The organism is Pseudomonas sp. IT-P258, assembly GCF_949767825.1.
Classification (GTDB): Bacteria; Pseudomonadota; Gammaproteobacteria; order Pseudomonadales; family Pseudomonadaceae; genus Aquipseudomonas; species Aquipseudomonas monachiensis.
In genome coordinates this window covers 60,048-77,773 of the sequence record NZ_CATKPU010000017.1, presented here as the reverse complement: position 1 = coordinate 77,773, position 17,726 = coordinate 60,048, and the positions used below count along the sequence as shown (strand labels likewise).

The 17,726-nt window shown below is 61.7% G+C and carries 11 protein-coding genes; 3 read left to right on the top strand and 8 right to left on the bottom strand.

Annotated features, from left to right (window positions below; genetic code table 11):
• Window positions 1-31 precede the first annotated feature (31 nt).
• A complete protein-coding gene (locus tag ACM6G4_RS06085; protein ID WP_409079395.1) occupies window positions 32-1,654 on the bottom strand; it encodes an acyl-CoA synthetase in 1,623 nt (540 codons plus the stop codon).
• Window positions 1,655-1,875: 221 nt separating this feature from the next.
• Here ACM6G4_RS06085 and ACM6G4_RS06080 point away from each other — a divergent pair, with 221 nt between their 5' ends.
• Together ACM6G4_RS06080 and ACM6G4_RS06075 are read left to right on the top strand one after the other, a co-directional pair.
• The gene (locus ACM6G4_RS06080) at window positions 1,876-4,146 is read left to right on the top strand and encodes a PAS domain S-box protein (protein WP_223541624.1); all 2,271 of its coding nucleotides are present in this window, start codon (window positions 1,876-1,878) and stop codon (window positions 4,144-4,146) included.
• 10 nt (window positions 4,147-4,156) lie between these two features.
• The gene (locus ACM6G4_RS06075; protein ID WP_414913266.1) at window positions 4,157-4,792 is read left to right on the top strand and encodes a response regulator transcription factor; all 636 of its coding nucleotides are present in this window, start codon (window positions 4,157-4,159) and stop codon (window positions 4,790-4,792) included.
• Between the two features lie 4 nt (window positions 4,793-4,796).
• Here the strand turns inward: ACM6G4_RS06075 and ACM6G4_RS06070 are convergent, their stop codons facing one another.
• The gene (locus ACM6G4_RS06070; RefSeq protein WP_414913265.1) at window positions 4,797-9,206 is read right to left on the bottom strand and encodes a response regulator; all 4,410 of its coding nucleotides are present in this window, start codon (window positions 9,204-9,206) and stop codon (window positions 4,797-4,799) included.
• Between the two features lie 51 nt (window positions 9,207-9,257).
• Complete coding sequence (locus ACM6G4_RS06065; RefSeq protein WP_414913264.1) at window positions 9,258-10,415, bottom strand: HD-GYP domain-containing protein; 1,158 nt, start codon at window positions 10,413-10,415, stop codon at window positions 9,258-9,260.
• Between the two features lie 270 nt (window positions 10,416-10,685).
• Between ACM6G4_RS06065 and ACM6G4_RS06060 the strand changes: the two genes are divergently transcribed.
• Entirely contained in the window at window positions 10,686-11,387 is a 702-nt protein-coding gene (locus ACM6G4_RS06060; protein ID WP_414913263.1) for an EthD domain-containing protein, read from the top strand.
• A gap of 55 nt (window positions 11,388-11,442) precedes the next feature.
• Here ACM6G4_RS06060 and ACM6G4_RS06055 read toward each other — a convergent pair whose 3' ends face one another.
• The 5 genes from ACM6G4_RS06055 to ACM6G4_RS06035 all read right to left on the bottom strand — a co-directional run bounded on the left by ACM6G4_RS06055 (window position 11,443) and on the right by ACM6G4_RS06035 (window position 17,475).
• Window positions 11,443-12,441, bottom strand: coding sequence for a 3-hydroxybutyryl-CoA dehydrogenase (locus ACM6G4_RS06055; RefSeq protein WP_414913262.1), 999 nt, complete (start codon window positions 12,439-12,441; stop codon window positions 11,443-11,445).
• The gene (locus ACM6G4_RS06050) at window positions 12,441-13,547 is read right to left on the bottom strand and encodes an NAD/NADP octopine/nopaline dehydrogenase family protein (protein ID WP_414913261.1); all 1,107 of its coding nucleotides are present in this window, start codon (window positions 13,545-13,547) and stop codon (window positions 12,441-12,443) included. Before ACM6G4_RS06050 ends, ACM6G4_RS06055 begins: the two co-directional genes overlap by 1 nt.
• A 95-nt stretch (window positions 13,548-13,642) precedes the next feature.
• A complete protein-coding gene (locus ACM6G4_RS06045; protein WP_223541627.1) occupies window positions 13,643-14,617 on the bottom strand; it encodes an AraC family transcriptional regulator in 975 nt (324 codons plus the stop codon).
• Between the two features lie 85 nt (window positions 14,618-14,702).
• Window positions 14,703-16,064, bottom strand: coding sequence for a spinster family MFS transporter (locus ACM6G4_RS06040; RefSeq protein WP_056722797.1), 1,362 nt, complete (start codon window positions 16,062-16,064; stop codon window positions 14,703-14,705).
• 160 nt (window positions 16,065-16,224) lie between these two features.
• Window positions 16,225-17,475 (bottom strand): OprD family outer membrane porin, encoded by a 1,251-nt coding sequence (locus ACM6G4_RS06035; RefSeq protein ID WP_056722799.1) that lies wholly within the window; start codon window positions 17,473-17,475, stop codon window positions 16,225-16,227.
• Between the last annotated feature and the right edge of the window lie 251 nt (window positions 17,476-17,726).

The following is a 17,726-nucleotide window of genomic DNA, read 5'->3' as shown; positions in this document are numbered from 1 at the left end:
TGCTGCTCGATGGATGCGATGTCAGATCGGGTTAGAGCGCCTTGGCCCGGTCGCGCAACACGTACTTCTGGATCTTGCCGGTGGACGTCTTCGGCAAGAGCGTGAAGACCACTGTGCGCGGTACCTTGAATCCGGCCAGGTGCTCACGGCAGAAACTGATGATGTCTGCCTCGCGAACGTCCTGGTGATCAGCCTTCAAGGTGACGAAGGCGCAGGGCGTTTCGCCCCATTTCTCATCGGGACGGGCGACCACGGCTGCTTCCAGCACACCCGGGTGGCGATAGAGCACCCCTTCGAGTTCGATGGTGGAAATGTTCTCGCCGCCCGAGATGATGATGTCCTTGAGCCGGTCCTTGATTTCGACGTAACCGTCGGGATGCCAGACGGCCAGGTCACCGGTGTGGAACCAGCCGCCTTCGAACGCTTCGGCAGTGGCGCTCGGGTTCTTCAGGTAGCCCTTCATGACGGTGTTACCGCGCAGGAAGATCTCACCGATGGTCTGGCCGTCACGCGGGGTTGGCTCCAGCGTCGTGCAATCGCCGACCATCAAGCCTTCCAGCGTCGGGTAGCGCACACCCTGTCGCGACTTGATCTGCGCCCTCTCCTCCAGGGAAAACTCATCCCATTCGGCGTGCCAGGCGCAGACCGTCACCGGGCCATAGGTTTCGGTCAGGCCAAACACGTGAGTGACCTTGATGCCCATCTCTTCGACGGCACCGATGACTTTGGCCGGTGGCGCAGCACCCGCGACCAGGGCATTGACCGGATGATCGATGGCCGCCTTTGCTGATTCGGGCATGTTCACCAGTGCATTGAGCACGATCGGCGCACCGCACAGGTGAGTGACCTGATGCTCGCGGATCAGCGTGAGGATTTTCTGTGGATCGACCCGGCGCAGGAAAACGTGCACACCCGCCAGGGCGGTGATGGTCCATGGGTAACACCAGCCATTGCAATGGAACATCGGCAGGGTCCAGAGGTACACCGGATGGTTGCCTATGGCCCAGGTCATCTGGTTGCCCAATGCGCTCAGATAAGCGCCGCGATGGTGGTAGACCACGCCCTTGGGGTTGCCGGTGGTGCCTGACGTGTAATTCAGCGAAATGGCCTGCCACTCGTCGCCCGGCCATTGCCAGTCGAATGCCGGGTCGCCTTCGGCCAACAACGCTTCGTAGTCCAGGTCGCTCGCGGCCTGACCTTCACCGTATTCCGGGTCATTGACGTCGATCACCAAAGGCGGGTGATCGAGCATGCCAAGCGCCGCCTGGATCACATCATGGAACTCGCGGTCGGTGATCAACACCTTGGCTTCGCCATGCTGCAGCATGAAGGCGATCGCCTCGGCATCGAGACGAACGTTGAGCGGGTTGAGCACGGCGCCGATCATCGGCACACCGAAATGCACTTCGAGCATCTCGGGGATGTTGGGCAACATCACCGCCACCGTATCGTCCTTGCCGATACCGCGACCGGCCAGCGCCGAGGCCAGGCGTCGGCAACGGGTGTAGGTCTGCGCCCAGGTGCGGCGAATCGAACCGTGGATGACGGCGAGGTGATCGGGATAAGTGCTGGCGGTGCGCTCGATGAAACTCAGCGGAGACAAGGCAATGTGGTTGACGGCCGAAGGGCCCAGGCCTTGGTCATAGATAGACATGTGCGGGTACTCGATGGCTGATTGTTAGCTCTATGGTTGACCTTGCAGCGTAATCGCCGGGGTCACCTTCAAAGTCCGGATGACTTTATATAATATTCAGCCATCGGTATGGAAGTTAAACCTATGTCGTATAGTATATATACTATATCAAGCTCCGATTCAATGCCGTCAACACCCCAAGGCTGGTATATGCTTGGTTTCCCTGAGAAAGTGGACCCGCAATGACCCAGACGCCCGTTCGATTGCACAGTTGGTTGCGCCTGCAGCGCGAGGGTGTGTCTCTGGCCGCCCGGGCCGATGCATTGTGTCGGGCGCTGCAGGATTGCCCTGAGGTGCAGCGGGCGGTTTACCTGAGCTGGCAGCCCAATGCGCGAATCTACAGCCATGAGGGCGCCGCCCAGCATTTACCGCCGGGACTTGGCGACCCGGCGCTGGCCAGCGACCAGTTGCTCTTCGAGCATCTGGTCGAGGCAGGCCGCCTGGACCTGGCTCAAGTCCGTCAACTCGATTGCTGGTTGTCCGGACGTTTGCGCCGGGCCGCGATCAGCCATGGCCAGGTATTTGATCTGGCCTTGCAGTCGGGGCAGCCGGGCTTGTTGCTGGTGGAAGTGCGCGAGGGTGTGAGTCTCGATTGGCTGGGCTGGGTTCAGGATCTATTGACGACGCTGCTGAGCAGCGTCAACGGCCTGCTGCGTGGTTCGCCGCTGCTGGGCCACGATCCGCAACCGAGCCTGTTGCTCGATGCGCAAGGTCGACCGCTGGAGTTCAACGCGGCACTGATGGCGCTGCTCGCCGAGAAGTCGCTGACCGATGTGTTGGGTTTTTTACCGGTCAATCATCGGGTGCTGGTGCGTGCCTGCCTGGACCAGCAACGCGCCGTCGAAGGTGTCGAGGCTCAGTTCGAAACGCAGATCCTGATCTGGACGTTCATTCCCGATCCCCAGGACAACCGAGTGCTCGCCCGTTGCCGCGACGCCACGGCGCAAGTGCTGGCCGAGCGTGAAGCGGCCACCGCACGACGGCTGTACCGGCTGATCATCGAAAACACCACCGACCTGATATCCCGTCACACCCCCGAAGGGCGCGTTATCGATGCATCACCGGCGTCCTGGACCCTGCTCGGTTACTGGCCCGAAGAGTTGCGCGGGCAAATGGCCCAGGGCCTGTTTCATGGCCAGGACCTGGCCGGCCTGGTGCAGCGCGCGCGCGATGCGCTGGAGCAGGATGGCTATCACACCATGACCTATCGCATCCGCCATCGTGACGGCCATTACCTGTGGTTCGAAACCGCCAGCCGGGCGATCCGCGAAACCTACACTGGGGCGGTGGTCGAAATCGTCAGCATATCCCGGGACATCACGGCCCGGGTGCAGGCCGAGGAAAACAAGCGACGCCTGGCCGAAGTGGTCGAGGCCAACATCGACCCGGTGTTGTTCATCGCTCCCGAGGGCCTGGTCACTTACCTCAATCCGGCCGCGCGACGCATCCTCGGGATCGGTGAGCAACAACCCATGCCGGCCCTGGCCGCGTTGTTCGCCAGCGGCGACTTTGCGCGCCTGCAACGCGATGGCTGGAGGCGCGCCGAGCGCGATGGTGTCTGGAGCACCGATGCGCGGTTGCAACCACCGGGTGGCGGTACATCGGTGCCAGTGTCGCTGGTACTGCTGGCGCACCGTTCCGCCGGCGGCGAGCGTTATTACTCTTTGGTCGCGCGCGACATGACCGAGCGCGAATTGCGGGAAGTGCAACAGCGCCGTCATCAGGACGAACTGGCACACACCGCACGGTTGGTCACGCTCGGTGAACTGGCCTCGGGGATCGCCCACGAAATCAACCAGCCGCTGGCTGCCGTGGTCAATTATGCGAATGCAAGCCAGCGCTATCTACAGACACTGGATTCCAATCCCCAGGCCGCTGCCAGAGTGACCCAGGGCCTGGAGCGCATTACCCATCACGCCACCCACGCCTCCGAAGTGATCCGGCGGCTACGCTCCTTTTTGCGCAAGGGACAGCGTCGCATGCAGGCGCTGAACTTGACCGACGTCGCCCGCGAAGCCGTGCGCTTGTGTGCCTGGGAGGCGAGTAATTGCCAAGTGACAATCGAGGATCGACTGCCGGATAATCTGCCACCCGTTTATGCCGACCGCGTGTTGCTGGAACAGGTGCTGCTCAATTTGTTGCGCAATGCCATCGATGCCAACCGTGAGCAACACCCCGGGCAACCCTCTGTAATCGTGATGGCCGTGGAGCATGGCAGTGACGCCTGCGTGGAAATCAGTGTGCGAGACCAGGGGCCGGGCGTCAGCGAGCCGGAGCTGGAGCAGATATTTACCCCGTTCTACACCAGCAAGGCCGATGGCCTGGGGCTCGGTCTGTCCATGAGCCGCAGCATCATCGAAGGTTTCGGTGGCGAACTGAATGCCCGGCGCCAGCCTGTCGGGCTGCTGATGGGTTGCCGCTTGCCGCTTGCCGGCCCAACAAAACAACAATAGGAATCAGGTAATGGCAGGTGTAACGGAGCACGTTGTGTACGTGGTCGATGATGACCAGGGCATGCTCGATTCAACGGTCTGGTTATTGGAGTCGGTCGGGCTCAAGGCCTTGCCGTTTACCAGTGGTGTCGCGTTCCTCGACGCCTGCGATGCAAGCCTCGATGCCTGTGTGCTGCTGGACGTGCGCATGCCCGGTATGGGCGGGTTGAACGTGCAGGAAGAAATGCGTGTGCGCCAACTGGACCTGCCGATCATCTTCGTCAGCGGGCACGCGGATGTGCCGATCGTGGTGCGTGCGTTCAAGGCCGGCGCCCATGACTTTATCGAGAAGCCCTACAACGAACAGCTGTTGCTGGACAGCGTGCAACAGGCGCTCAGCAACTGTGCCGCCAACCGTTCGGGCAACCAGGGTCACGAAGCCTTGCAGGCGCGCTTGCTGACCTTGACCCCGCGCGAGCGCGATATCCTGTTACCACTGGTGCAGGGTTACACCACCCGCGAAATCGCGGAGCAACTGGGCGTGAGCGCAAAAACCATTGATCTGTATCGCGCGCGCGTCATGAAACGCATGCAGGCCAACACACTGCCGGACCTGGTGGGCATGGCCATCGCGGCGCGGATGGTCGACCCGCTGAAGTTGCGTTGACTCCTCAGGAGAGGTTTTCCAGCAGCTCCAGCGCCTGATCGAAATCGAAGCGCTCCGCTTGCCGCACAACCCGAAGCAACTGCTCGGTCATCATCGGGTCTGAAGCCAGCCCCTGCAGTTTGAGCAAGGCCGTCAGCGCCTGGGTGTCGCTCTCGGCCAGCAGAGACCGGACGTGGGCCAATTGTGCATGCCATTCGCTACCCGCTGGCGCGCTTGATGAGCCTGCTGACGTTGTAGGCTCGCCGAGCACCGATAAGCCTTCCAATACGGTTGTCAGGCAACGCTCGACTTCCACCAGCCGGTCAGCCAGGTCCTGCTCCGCCCCATCGCTCGCCCCATCGTTCAGGCAGGCCAGTTCCAGTGCGGCGGCGGCATTCGCCACTTCAACGGCACCAATATTGCCCGCCGTCCCGCGCAGGGTATGGGCCAGCCTGACCGTCGCCGAAGGATCGCCGTGGCCTCGGGCAGCCAGGAACTCGGCGCAAAAAGCCTGGTGGCTGGCGCGAAACTTGCGCAGCAGGCGCAGATAGAGCTCGACCTTGCCCATGCAGGTGCCCAGGCCCGCTTTCAAATCAATGCCGGGAAGGCTGGCTGGCAGGCTCGCCGCCGACTCCGTGGTGACCGGCGAAACGTCGGCCGGGATCGTGCCACGGTCAGCTCGCGGATGTATCCATCTGGCCAGCGTGGCGAACATGTCGTCGACGTTCAAGGGTTTGGAGATGTGGTCGTTCATGCCGCAGGCCAGCGCCCGCTCACGGTCCCCCGCCATGGCGTCGGCAGTCATGGCGATCACCGGCAGATTCGCCCAGCGCGGCTGCTCACGTATCTTGCGGGTCGCGGTATAACCGTCCATCACCGGCATCTGGCAGTCCATCAGCACACCGTCGAAGTCTGCGTCGCGCTCCAGTTGGTCGAGCGCTTCTGCGCCGTGAACGGCCAGGCGCAATTCGATCCCGGCACCCTCCAGCAGTTCACAGGCCAGCTCGCGGTTCAGCTCATTGTCTTCGACCAACAGCAGTCGCGCGCCATGCAGGCTGGCCATGGCGCCGGTGCTCTGGCCCAATCGCTCACTGGCCCGGGTATCGGCCTGGGGAGTCTTGCCGAGCACCCTGCCCAGCGCCTCAAGCAACGTAGACGGCGTCACCGGTTTGGTCAGTACCACCGGCAATTGAATACCCTGTCGACTAGCCTCTTCGCGGGCCTCCTCGCGCCCGAACGCCGTGACCATGATCACCGCTGGCGTTTGCACCAGTTTGGCGGCCTGCATCTGGCGCACCGTTTCCACGCCGTCCATGCCAGGCATGCGCCAATCCATCAGCACCAGATCATAGGGCAACACCTTCGCTTCGGCGTCCACCAGCATGGCCAGTGCGGCCCGGCCACTTTGCGCGACATCCACCTCCACGCCAAAACTGCGGGCCATGCTGGAGAGGATCTCGCGCGCGCTGGCGTTGTCATCGACCACCAGCACACGGCTGCCGAGCAATTCGTCGGCGGTCACCATGCGCCGCAAATGGCTGTCGCGCTGCACCCCCAGGCTCACCTCGAAATGGAAAGTGGAACCCAGGCCCGGCTCGCTCTCTACCCAAATGCGCCCGCCCATCAATTCCACCAGATGGCGGGAGATGGCCAGGCCCAACCCTGTGCCTCCGTACTTGCGGGTGGTGGTGCTATCGGCCTGGCTGAAGGGTTGAAACAGGCGCGAGCATTGTTCGGCGTTCATACCGATGCCGGTGTCACGTACCCAGAAATGCAACAGCGCCTGCTCTCCCGCCGAGCCCCGCTGCTCTACGCCGAGCACGATCTCGCCCTGCTCGGTGAACTTCGTCGCATTGTTGCCCAGGTTGATCAGCACCTGGCCAAGGCGCAGCGGATCGCCGATCAAGGCGGTCGGCAGCTCGGCATCGGTGTTGAACAGCAGCTCCAGGCCTTTGTCCTCGGCTTTGAGGCCGATCATGCTGGCAAAGCCGTCGAGCACGGCCTCAAGGTGGAAGGGAATCTGCTCCAGGTGCATCTTGCCGGCCTCGATCCTGGAGAAGTCGAGGATGTCGTTGATGATCACCAACAGGTATTCCGCCGAGCGATGGACTTTTTCGATGTAGTTGCGCTGGCGGTGGTTGAGCTCGGTGCGCAATGCCAGGTAGCTCATGCCGATGATGGCATTCATCGGTGTACGGATCTCGTGGCTCATGGTGGCCAGGAAGTTGCTCTTGGCCCGGGTCGCCTCTTCGGCGGCCTCCCGTGCGCGCTGCACCTCGGCCTCGGCGGTCTTGCGGTCGGTGATGTCAAAGTACCAATTGGCCCCCATGCCCCGCTCCCCCAGCGTCATCGTGACGGCCGAAACCAGTACGTCGAAGCGCTCGCCGCCGGCGCGCTGCAGGGTGGTCTCGAAATTCAGCACGGCACCTTGCGCTGCCGCTTCGAGAAAGCGCTGGTGTGCCTGCGGGTCGACCCAGAACTGCGCCGGATCCGCACCTTCGAGTTCAGCCAGGCGAGTCCCGAACAAACTGTCGAACTGCGGATTGCAGTAGGTCGGACGACCATCGACGTCCCTGATCACCATGGCCACCGGGCTGCTGTCGAGTACCGCGCGCAACTGTGCCTCGTTGGCCTTGAGTGCCGCCTGCAGATGACGCCGTTCACTCACGTCGCGCACCGACGCGCACACGCAGACGCCGCCCCCTTCCAGGCTCGGCAAGCGCGACAGGCTGATCTCCGCCGAGAACAGACTGCCGTCTTTGCGCACGCCTTGCAGATCGTCCAGGTTGGCCCCCATTTGGCGAGTGGTACCGTGGGCCATGAAGCCCTTGCGCAGCGCCTCGTGGCGCCCTCTGCTGGCCAACGGCACCAGGCGATCGATGGTTTCGCCAATCAACTCGCCGGCGCTATAGCCGAACAGCTGGTCCAGTTGGCGGTTGGTGCGCAGGATCTGTCCTTCGGCATCCACCACCAACATGCCGTCCGGCGCCGCTTCGATAATCCCGCGATACCAGGCCTCGGTGGCGCGCAACGCCGATTGCTGGCTTTCCAGTGCCTGGGCCTGCTGCTCAAGTTGCAGTGCCTGTTCGGCCATTTCATTGGCCTGGCGCCGGGTCTCCGCCAACAGGGTCTTGACCGCCTGATTACGCTCCAGAATCGCCATGGCCGCGGCCAAACGTGGGGTGGCTTCCTGCAGCAGCAATAGTTCACGCTCGCCCAAGGGTTCCAGCCCGGCCAGTTCGAGCACCCCCAGCAACCGATCGCCACGGACAATGGGTTGCAGTAGCAGGCAACGGGCCGGGACCTCGCCAAGGGGCGAGCGCAAACGCCAGTATTGCTCCGGCATCGACTGAAACTGACGCGGCACTCGATCCACCGCGCACTGCCCCAGCAGGCCATCACCGAACATGACTTGCGCCTCGGGTGGCCGCTCGGAATCGGTGGCATAACGCCCCATCAACAGCAGCGTGCCGGAATCCTCCTGCGCGCTGTACAGCACCCCCTGGCAGATTCCGTGCAGGCCGGCCATGCATTGCAGGAACACCTGCGCCAGTTCGGCCGGGGTTTCCGCCTGCTGCAGATCGACCTGCAATTGAGCGGTATGGGCCTTGATCCAGCGCTGACGCTCAAGTTGTTGGGACTCGGTCTGCAATTTGGCGATGGCCCGCGCCAGATCGCCGGTTTCGTTGTTAAGGTCGGTGTGGGGAATCGGTTGATCGAGCTGCCCGGCGGCCAATTGGTCTACCGCCACCCGCACCCGGTTGAGCGGATTGCGAATCGACTGGCTGACGACCCAGGACAACAGCAATGCCAGCGACAAGCCGCCGAACAACAGGACGTAGGTCAGCATGGTGCTGTGTTCGGCAAACTCGGCAATGTCCTTGGCCGTGTCGCGAATCGAGGCTTCCTTGACCTGGGCGATCGCATACAACAGGCCGTCGGCCTGCTGGGCAAGTTGCTGGAATTCACTGCTATTGAGCAGCACCAACGCCTTGTTCTGCTGGCCCTGGTCGATCAATACAAAGGCCTGGTCGCCAAGACGCTGCAACTGTTGCAGCAACAGATCGAACTCGGAGAGACGCGCCAGATTCTCCGCACGCTTTAAGGTCACTTTGGCGCGGGCCACGGCCTGCTGCAGGCCTTCGCGGATTTCCTGCAGTTGCTGCAGGGATTCGACACGAATCTGTGCGCTGTCGGTGCCCACCGCGCGTTGCAGCGCTTGCAGCATATGGGGCAATTGCACACGTGCTTCCTGCAAGTGCTCCATGCCGACCAGTTCCTGCAGATAGAGGTTCTGCATGTCCTGCTTCAGCGATTGCTGGGTGCGCAGGCTTTGCACGCCGAGCACCAGCACCAACAGCAGCAGCGCTGAAAAACCCAGGATCAGTTTGTGAAGCAGCGCGAGGCGCTCAAGCAGGGTACGCAAACCAGCCATGACTATCCTCGTGGACCTGATGAAATTACTGACAAAGGCACAGTTGCCGGTTCACGGAGTCTGGCCGAGACGCTCCATGGCCGCCCGCTGGACGGCCATGTCCTGGTCGGTATCGGCGAAGCGCTCGGCAATGGTCTGGAACTGTTCGAGGCAATCCAGGAAGGCATCGCAGATATCGGGGTCGAAGTGCGTGCCGCGCCCCTGACGAATAATCTCGACGGCCTGCTCGTGGGGCATCCCCGCTTTATAGACCCGACGGCTGATCAACGCGTCATAGACGTCCGCCACCGCCATCAACCGGGCGCTGATAGGGATGTCGTCACCCGCCAGCCCTTGCGGATAGCCACTGCCGTCCCATTTTTCCTGGTGACTGTAGGCAATCTCCTTGGCCAGGCTGAGGAATTCGGCGCGAATGCCGAGCTGATCCTCGGCATGCTGGATGGCGTCACGCCCCAGCGTTGTATGGGTCTTCATGATCTCGAATTCTTCCTCGGTATAGCGTCCCGGCTTGAGGAGGATATGGTCGGGGATGCCGATCTTGCCGATGTCATGCAGCGGCGCCGACTTGAACAATAACGCGATGGTGGCCTCGGTGAGAAAGTGACTGAAGCGCGAATGACCGCGTAGATGCTCCGCCAGCACCTTGATGTAATGCTGGGTCCGCCGGATATGGTTGCCGGTTTCGTTATCGCGAGTCTCGGCCAGTGAAGCCATGGCCTGGATGGCCACATCCTGGATCGCAATCACCTCTCGGGTCCGGCGCGCCACTTCCTTCTCCAGATAGTCGTTGTGATCGCGCAGGAAGTCTGCCGCCGCCTTGAGCTTGAGCTGGGTATCCACCCGCGCCAGGACCAGCGCCGGCCTGATCGGTTTGGTGATGTAGTCGACGGCCCCCAGTTCCAGGCCATGGATCTCGTCTTCGGTGCCGGCCATGGCCGTCAGGAAGATGATCGGAATGTCGCGGGTACGCGGGTCGCGCTTGAGCTGCCGGGCCACTTCATGGCCGGACAACCCGGGCATCATCACGTCCAGCAGGATCAGGTCCGGGAGGGTGTCGCCCTGCAGTACGCGCAAAGCCTTTTCACCGCTATTGGCGGCCTTGACCCGGTAGCGATCCTTGAGCAGATCCGTCATCAGCATCAGGTTGTCGGGGGTGTCATCGACTACCAGCAGGGTCGGCGGGCTGTAATGACTCTGTTCGGCGCTCATGGCGGGTGGCTCCCTTGCCGGAAATGGACCTCCCGGGGCAACGCTTGCACTGCCACCCCGGCGCAAGAGAGCTTAGCTGCTGTTTTCCATGGCTGCCCGGCGTCGAGCGGCGCCGCCATTGCCCTCATATTGTGAGTCAATAGTCTGTTTGAGGTATTACCCGGGGCTGACCTTGATTGACTATGACGCCAGGGATTTTCGGTCATCCGGATGGGCCAGACAGCACGACCGCGACCCCATCCATCAACCGCAACGAGGAGCTTGATAGCTATGGAAAAAGTCATCTATCTGCTGTGGCGTGATACCCAAGTCAGTCCTGATACCTTCGCCCATCGCCTGCGCAGCGAGGTCGCCGGGCAATTGCAGGCACTCGGTGCCCGAGGTGTGCAATTGAACCTGGCCGATGCCGATGTCCAGCCGGCCAGCGGCCTGCGCCAGGAAAACAACCGACCGTTGCCCGATGGCAGCCTGTCGCTGTGGCTGGACAGTGCCAACGGCCCGGCCCGTCGCCCGTTCGACCAATTGATCAGCGCGGCAACCGCGCGCATGGCCGCCTACCTGGTCTGCGAGTCGGTCGCCATCGCCAATACCCGGTTCCCGGCAACGCCCGGTGAGCGTACCCACGGATTTGCCCAACTGGCCCTGCTGACCCGCCCTCCACGGCTGACCCCCGAGGCCTGGCTGGACATCTGGCGCAACCATCACACGGCCGTGGCCGTGGACACGCAAGCCAACTTCCAGTACGTGCAAAACCTGGTGGTGTCGGCACTGACCCACGGCGCCCCACGGATCGACGCCATCGTCGAGGAATGTTTTCCGCCAGCGGCCATGACCGATCCCATGGCCTTTTTCGATGCGGCGGGCGACGACGCGAAATTCCAGCGCAACCTGGCGGCGATGATGGACAGTTGCAGCCACTTCATCGATTTCGACAAGATCGACGTGCTGCCCACCAGCCAGTACTGCCTGTAGGACCGGGAAATCGTAGCGTGAAGCGTGTCAGGGCCCGGCCTCCAGGCCCTGATGCTCAGGCCTGTTTCAAGGCGCCATCGAACGCAGGCGTCAGCCCCGACAACTCCAGCTTGCGAACAAAGTCGCCAAGGCGCTGCTGCTTGTAGGCGTCTACGTCCATGTCGCGGTAGTCGTAGAAACCCTGGCCATCGCGCAAGCCATTGCGGCCGTTTTGCATGTTGTCGGCGATGACCTGCGGCGATTCGAAGCGCGGTGACAGCGCACCACTCAGGTAGCGCGAGGCGTAGTAGAGGATGTCGCCGCCGCCCCAGTCGATGAACTCAAGCAAGCCCAGCACCGAGAAACGTAAACCAAAGCCGACGCGTACCGCCGTGTCGATATCCTCTGCACTGGCCACGCCCTCTTCCACCATCCGTGCCGCTTCGTTCATGACCAATGCCTGGATGCGCGGCACGATGTAGCCAGCCACCGGGTTGCACACCACGGGCACCTTGCCGATGCGCTTGAGCAGTTGCAGCAGCCTCTGGACCACCTGCGGGCAGGTCGCATCACTGCGGCTGACTTCCACCAACGGCATCAGGTACGCGGGATTTAGCCAGTGCGCGTTCACGAAGCGCTGGGGCTCACTGACCATTTCGCTCAGTTCGGTGACCAGGAAAGTCGAAGTGGTCGAGGCGATGATGGTCGAGGCCGGGACATGCTCGCTGACCCAGGCGAAGGTCTCCTGCTTGACTGCGATGACTTCCGGCACCGCTTCGAACACCAGGTCGCACTGGCGCAAAACCTCTGCGGCTTGGGATCTGGATTGCAGCGTCAACCGGGCTAGCGCGATGTCCGCCTGATGCCCTTCGAGCACACCAAGGCGTACCAGCATCTGCAATTCGTTGTGGATGTTGTTGCGCACACGCTCGAAATAGCCGTGCCGCTCATCCTCGGCGCGATCCTTGATATCGATCAGGGTCACCGGCAGGCCCGCATGGATGAATGCCAGGGCAATGCCCTCGCCCATCCGCCCGGCACCGACCACGCTGACTTGGGGCAGCGCGGCGTTCATCAGTTGTAGCCCTTGGTCAGCAGCTCGGTCATCTGCGCCCGACTCAGCGTGGCCAGACCGAGGTTTTCCAGGGTGCGGCCTTCGGCGTAGAGATCACGCGCAGCGACGACCGAGGCAATGCTCAGCAGGCCTTGCGCAACCGGAGTCGGCACACCGGCCCAGCGACCGACGGACACCAGGAAGGACAGGCCCAGGCGGGTGTCTTCGAGCATGTAGCGATGCTTCTGCAGGTCGATGTCTTCGCGCCAGTCGCCGCTGTCGGTCAGCTTGCCATGGGCACCGCGACCGTACATCCACTCGTCACCTTCGGTGGTGTTGTAGTGGTCGGCCAGCGGGAAATGCGGCGCGCCGTAGGTCAGTGCTTCGCGCACGGCCATGCGCTCGGCATCGAGCTGGTTGGTCACGCGGCGAATTGACGGTTGGGTGCCTTCGTTGTGAATGTCCCAGGCCTCGAAATGCTCCAGTGGACCTGCGTTCATCATGATCAGCGGCGGGTGGATGATGGGACCTGCGTTCATCAACGCACCGCTCAGGGCGTCTTCAATCGGCTCGACGCTCGGGTAGGCTTCACGCAGCACCGCGAAAGCATGCTCGGACAGGTTGCTGGGCAATACCCCGGTCGGCAGGCGGGTGGCATAGCCGCTGATCACCAGGTCGCTGGCGCCGTGTTTGCGTACCAGGTACGGCAGCGTACCGGTTTCTGCGAAGGCGACCTTGCTGCGGTTGCCCGCATCGGCCATGGCCTTGGCGAACACGAAGCTGCCGAAGGTGCCCGGCGGCAGGAACACCACCTGACCGTCGTGCAGGTGCGGCGCAACATGTTTGGCCAGGTCTTCGTGGGAGGTCGACGGCAGCGGGATGATCACCAATTGTGCGTCGGCCAGGGCTTCGGCCAGGTCGTCGCTGAACGAGAGCTTGTCGCCCTGCTGGCCGACGGACAATTTGCGAGTGCCCTTGTAGTCCTTGATGGTCAGGCTGCCGATGGCCAGCAGTTCCTTGAGCGCGGCGCCGTCTCGACGCCAGAGGCGGGTCTGGTGGCCCTTTTCAGCCATTTCGACAGCAGCGGCGTAACAGCCGTGACCACCACCCAGCACAGTAATATTCATGCAGATACTCCTTTTGTCAGAGACTCGATCCTATCGAGCCGCACCGCCACGGACTCATCCGATTGCGCAGCCGAATGACGGATTGCGCAGGAGTCTCAATGCTTCTGCCGCCGCAGGGTGTCCGACGGCAGGCAACCATAGCGCTGCCGATAGGCGCTGGAAAAATGCCCGAAGCTGTTGATGCCATGGCGCAACAGGATATCGGTGACGGTCTCGCCGGCCCTGCCCTGTTTGAGCGATTCGTGGATCACCGCCAGGCGCCGGTCGCGGATGTATTCGACCGGCGCCTGCTGGAGGAACTGGTTGAAGCCGTTCTGCAAGGTGCGCACCGAGACGCCACACAGTTCGCTCAGGGTCGTCAGGCTGATCGGTTCGTCGAGGTGTTCCTCGATGTAGTCACGGGCCTTTTTCACGTGGTGCGGCAGCGGCGCGCGCGAGTCGATCAACAGATCCGCCGAGTAGTTGTGCGGCAGCTGAGTGAGCAGCAACTGCATCAGGTATTCGGACAGGCCGCTGGCCAGGCGCGAACCGTCAACGCCGCTGCCGTACAGCCGGCAAATGTAGTCCAGGGTGTGATAGAGGCTGACGACCCCGACGCCCAGGTGGTCGACGCTGACATCAAAGATCACCGACTGTCGCAGGCTGCGGCCAAGCAGGCGTTGCAGTTGCGTCTCCAGGGCATCACGGTCGACGCGCAGGATCAGGTTGCGGCACTCGCCATCGGTGACGATGCGGCTTTGCGCGAACGGCGAGGAAACGCTCAGGTAGCCCGACTGCATCGCCGCGCTGCGCCGCCCGTGGGCCACTTCGCAATGCCCCTGCAAGGTGATGCGAAACAGGTACTGATCGGCAATGTCGCCGATGGTGATCTCCACCGGCGCGCCATAGCGCAGGTCGAGCAGTGCCGAATCGCCGAAGAATACGCCGTTGAGCCGGGTGTGGATCGGCTCGTCACACAGCACGTTGAAGCTGTGGGGGCACAGGTATTGGCTGACCTTGTCCTTGATCTCGCGGTAATCGGCCGAGCTGAGCAGGCTGTGCCGTTCAAGCAGGTGTACGTCATTCAACATCAAGGGTTCTCCTGACCTGGAGCACCTCGGCCCCGCTCCCTTTAACAGGAGCGAGGCCGGGGCGCCGATCGTGGACTATGACCAATCAGGCCCGGGTCGGGTGCTCACGGGCATAGCTTTCGCGGAAATGACGGCAACCACGCCACAGTAGAAGTACGGTCAATGCCGAGGCGCCGGCGATCACCAGCGACATCGACGAGCCGACTGCCGCAGGCGATCCGAAGTAGCGGTCGGTCAACAGCGCCACCAGCGTGGTGCCCAGGCCCAACCCCAGCAGGTTGCTGATCAGCAGGAACACCGCCGATACCTGCGCACGTACCTGGTTCGGCGCGAGGATCTGCATCGCTGCCGTGGACGCCGGCATCGGGAACGAAGCGAAGAACATCGCCGGCACCAACAGGGTCACCGACAGCCAAAGTTGATCGACTTGCGAGAACAGCACGGCCGGCACCGCCATGCCGAGGGCACCGATGACGCCAGTGCGCATGGCAGCGTCCTGATGACCTTTCTTCGCCAGATAATCGGTGAGCCATCCACCGAACAGTACCCCGGCGGTGTTGGCCACCAACAGCACGGTGCCGAGCATGTAGCCGGCCTCCATCGGCGACAGGCCAAACTTGCGGATGTACAGCGCCGGGCTCCAGCTCATCAAGCAGAACAGGGCCATGGCGTAGAACGAAAAGCCCAGGTAATGGCAGGTGAAAGTGGCACGGTGGCGGCCAAGGAAGCGCAAGCCATCGCTCATCGCGACCTTCTTCGCCCGACCCTGCGCATCGACCTGCAGGCCTTTGCGCGCCGGATCGCGCACGGTGAGCCAGATCAACAGGCCGACCACGATGCCGGGCAGCCCGACAATGAAGAACGCCAGCTGCCAGGCCTTCATCGCGCCGAGAACGGCGACCTCAATGGTGTTCATGTCCTTGAGCATCGCGATCACATAGCCGCCCACCAGGAAGGCCAGGCCACCACCGACGAACGAGCCGATCGAGTAGATGCCCACGGCGCGGCCGAGTTTCTCCTTGGGGAACATGTCGCTGAACATCGAATAGGCCGAGGGCGACAGGGCCGCTTCGCCGACGCCAACGCCAATGCGGGCGAGGAACATGTGCAGGAAGTTCTTGCTCAGGCCGCAGGCAGCCGTCGCCAGGCTCCAGAACACCACGCCGACGGCGATGATCTTCGGCCGGGAGAAGCGATCGGCCAGATAGGCGATGGGCATGCCCATGAACGCATAGAACAACGAAAAGGCCAGCCCGTGCAGCAAGCTGAACTGGGTGTCGCTGATCTGCAGGTCGGCTTTGATCGGCTCGATCATCAGCGCCAGGATCTGCCGATCCACAAATGAAAAGATGTAGGCGATCATGCACAAGCCGACCACGTACCACTCGTAAATGTAGGTTTTCTTCTTCTGCTGCTGCAGGACCGCGTTATCGACCTGGATATTCACTAGTGTTTGCTCCTCTTGGAATCCGCTCATGCGCGCAGCGCGCCGGGTGACGGTGCACAGCACACCGACTGGGAAGTTGCGGGGCAGATGCAAAGGACAAAGGGTTCGAACATGGTCACGCCTCTTATTGTTATGGGGTCAAACCCCGGATGGACCGGGCTTACCAGAACTTCCAGGTGTAGGTCGTGGCGACACGGAATTCGTTGTAGTCGTAGCCGTACTTCTGTTTCACGTCGATGTTGCGCAGGTCCAGCCCCAAGCCTTGCAGCGCTCCGCTCTGGACCACGTAGCTGAGACCCAGGAAGCGTTCGCTTTCCTGGTTGTCGCTCAGGTTGTTGCCTCGGTCCCAGTTGGTACCCTTGATGTAGCGGGTGTAGAGCTTGAGCCCCGGCATGCCCATCCCGGCAAAGTCATAGCTGTAGCGCGCGCCCCAGGACTTTTCATCCGGGCGGACAAATCCCAGGGACGACCAGTGCACCAGGTAAGGTTGCGGGATATAACCGTTCATCGTCGGGAACACGCTGTCACCGAGCATGCGCTGGTAACTGAGGCCAAACATGTGCGCGCCTTTGAGCAAAGTGAACAAACCACCGTAGGAACGGTTGTCGATCTCACCGTTCAAGGCATTGCCATCTTCATTGTTATTGAAGTAGCGCAAGTCGGTTTTAAGTTTGTAGCCATTACCCAGGTCAGCCATATGCATCAGGCCGAAATAGTGTTGCTGATAAATATCGTGCAACACGCCGTAGAAATAACTGGCTTGCAGGTTCTTGGTAATGTCGTAAGTTGCGCCGCCGAAATCCAGGCCGTCACTGTCGAGATTATCGGTGGAGCCAAACTTGTACAGTTTCTCGTGGTTGGAAGATTCCCGCGTCACGGCAGACCAGAACCGGCCACCGGTCATCGTCAACCCGTCGACTTCCCTGGACTCGACCACAGCCCCTTGATAGATCGTATCCAGTTGCCGGCTGGTGTCATCGTACGCCACCGGCAATTGTGGGCGAAGGTCACCCACCTTCAGCTCGGTCTTGCTGTAGCGCATCTTGAAGGTTGCACCGGCGCGACTGTAGTCATCGGCCGTCTGCTGGTCACGGACGCTGTAGGGCAGCGAACCGTCGTTGCCCGACGAATCCAGGCGCACGGCGTACTGCGCATCCACATCAAGGCCGATGGCCAGGGCCGTGTCGGTATAACCGGACGTAAACTGCGCATCGAAACCCTGAGACCAACTATGCACTTCAGAAACCGGCGCGTTGTTATTGGTGTAGTTACGGTGCAAGTAGAAGTTGCGCGTATCCACTTTCAAGTGACTGTCATCGACAACATCGGCATAGACTGCCAATGGTGAACAGATCATTCCCAATACGCCGGCAATACCGAGCCCACGGCAAGATTGTTTTACCTGATACATCTAACTTCTCCACACTTGTATGTGCTGGGCACTGTATTTATAGGAGCAGATTCGAACTGAAAATTAAAAATGCCGGCAGCCGAACACCGAGCCTTCTTGCGCAGGAAGGCGGATTGCATCAGGGATATAGAGAACGATGGGTTCGAGCATTGTCAGGCCTATTGTTGTTATGGGGGTAAAACGCCAGGCGGGCTCAATGGAACAGTCCGCCACGACGACACGCCTCTTGTCTAACCAAGGTAAGTCAGCAG

Bases quoted from the DNA above. Each gene is read 5' to 3' on its own strand.
- ACM6G4_RS06070 (WP_414913265.1), bottom strand. From the start codon at position 9,206: ATGGCTGGTTTGCGTACCCTGCTTGAGCGCCTCGCGCTGCTTCACAAA.
- ACM6G4_RS06065 (WP_414913264.1), bottom strand. From the start codon at position 10,415: ATGAGCGCCGAACAGAGTCATTACAGCCCGCCGACCCTGCTGGTAGTC.
- ACM6G4_RS06055 (WP_414913262.1), bottom strand. From the start codon at position 12,441: ATGAACGCCGCGCTGCCCCAAGTCAGCGTGGTCGGTGCCGGGCGGATG.
- ACM6G4_RS06085 (WP_409079395.1), bottom strand. From the start codon at position 1,654: ATGTCTATCTATGACCAAGGCCTGGGCCCTTCGGCCGTCAACCACATT.
- ACM6G4_RS06075 (WP_414913266.1), top strand. From the start codon at position 4,157: ATGGCAGGTGTAACGGAGCACGTTGTGTACGTGGTCGATGATGACCAG.
- ACM6G4_RS06080 (WP_223541624.1), top strand. From the start codon at position 1,876: ATGACCCAGACGCCCGTTCGATTGCACAGTTGGTTGCGCCTGCAGCGC.
- ACM6G4_RS06050 (WP_414913261.1), bottom strand. From the start codon at position 13,547: ATGAATATTACTGTGCTGGGTGGTGGTCACGGCTGTTACGCCGCTGCT.
- ACM6G4_RS06035 (WP_056722799.1), bottom strand. From the start codon at position 17,475: ATGTATCAGGTAAAACAATCTTGCCGTGGGCTCGGTATTGCCGGCGTA.
- ACM6G4_RS06045 (WP_223541627.1), bottom strand. From the start codon at position 14,617: ATGTTGAATGACGTACACCTGCTTGAACGGCACAGCCTGCTCAGCTCG.
- ACM6G4_RS06060 (WP_414913263.1), top strand. From the start codon at position 10,686: ATGGAAAAAGTCATCTATCTGCTGTGGCGTGATACCCAAGTCAGTCCT.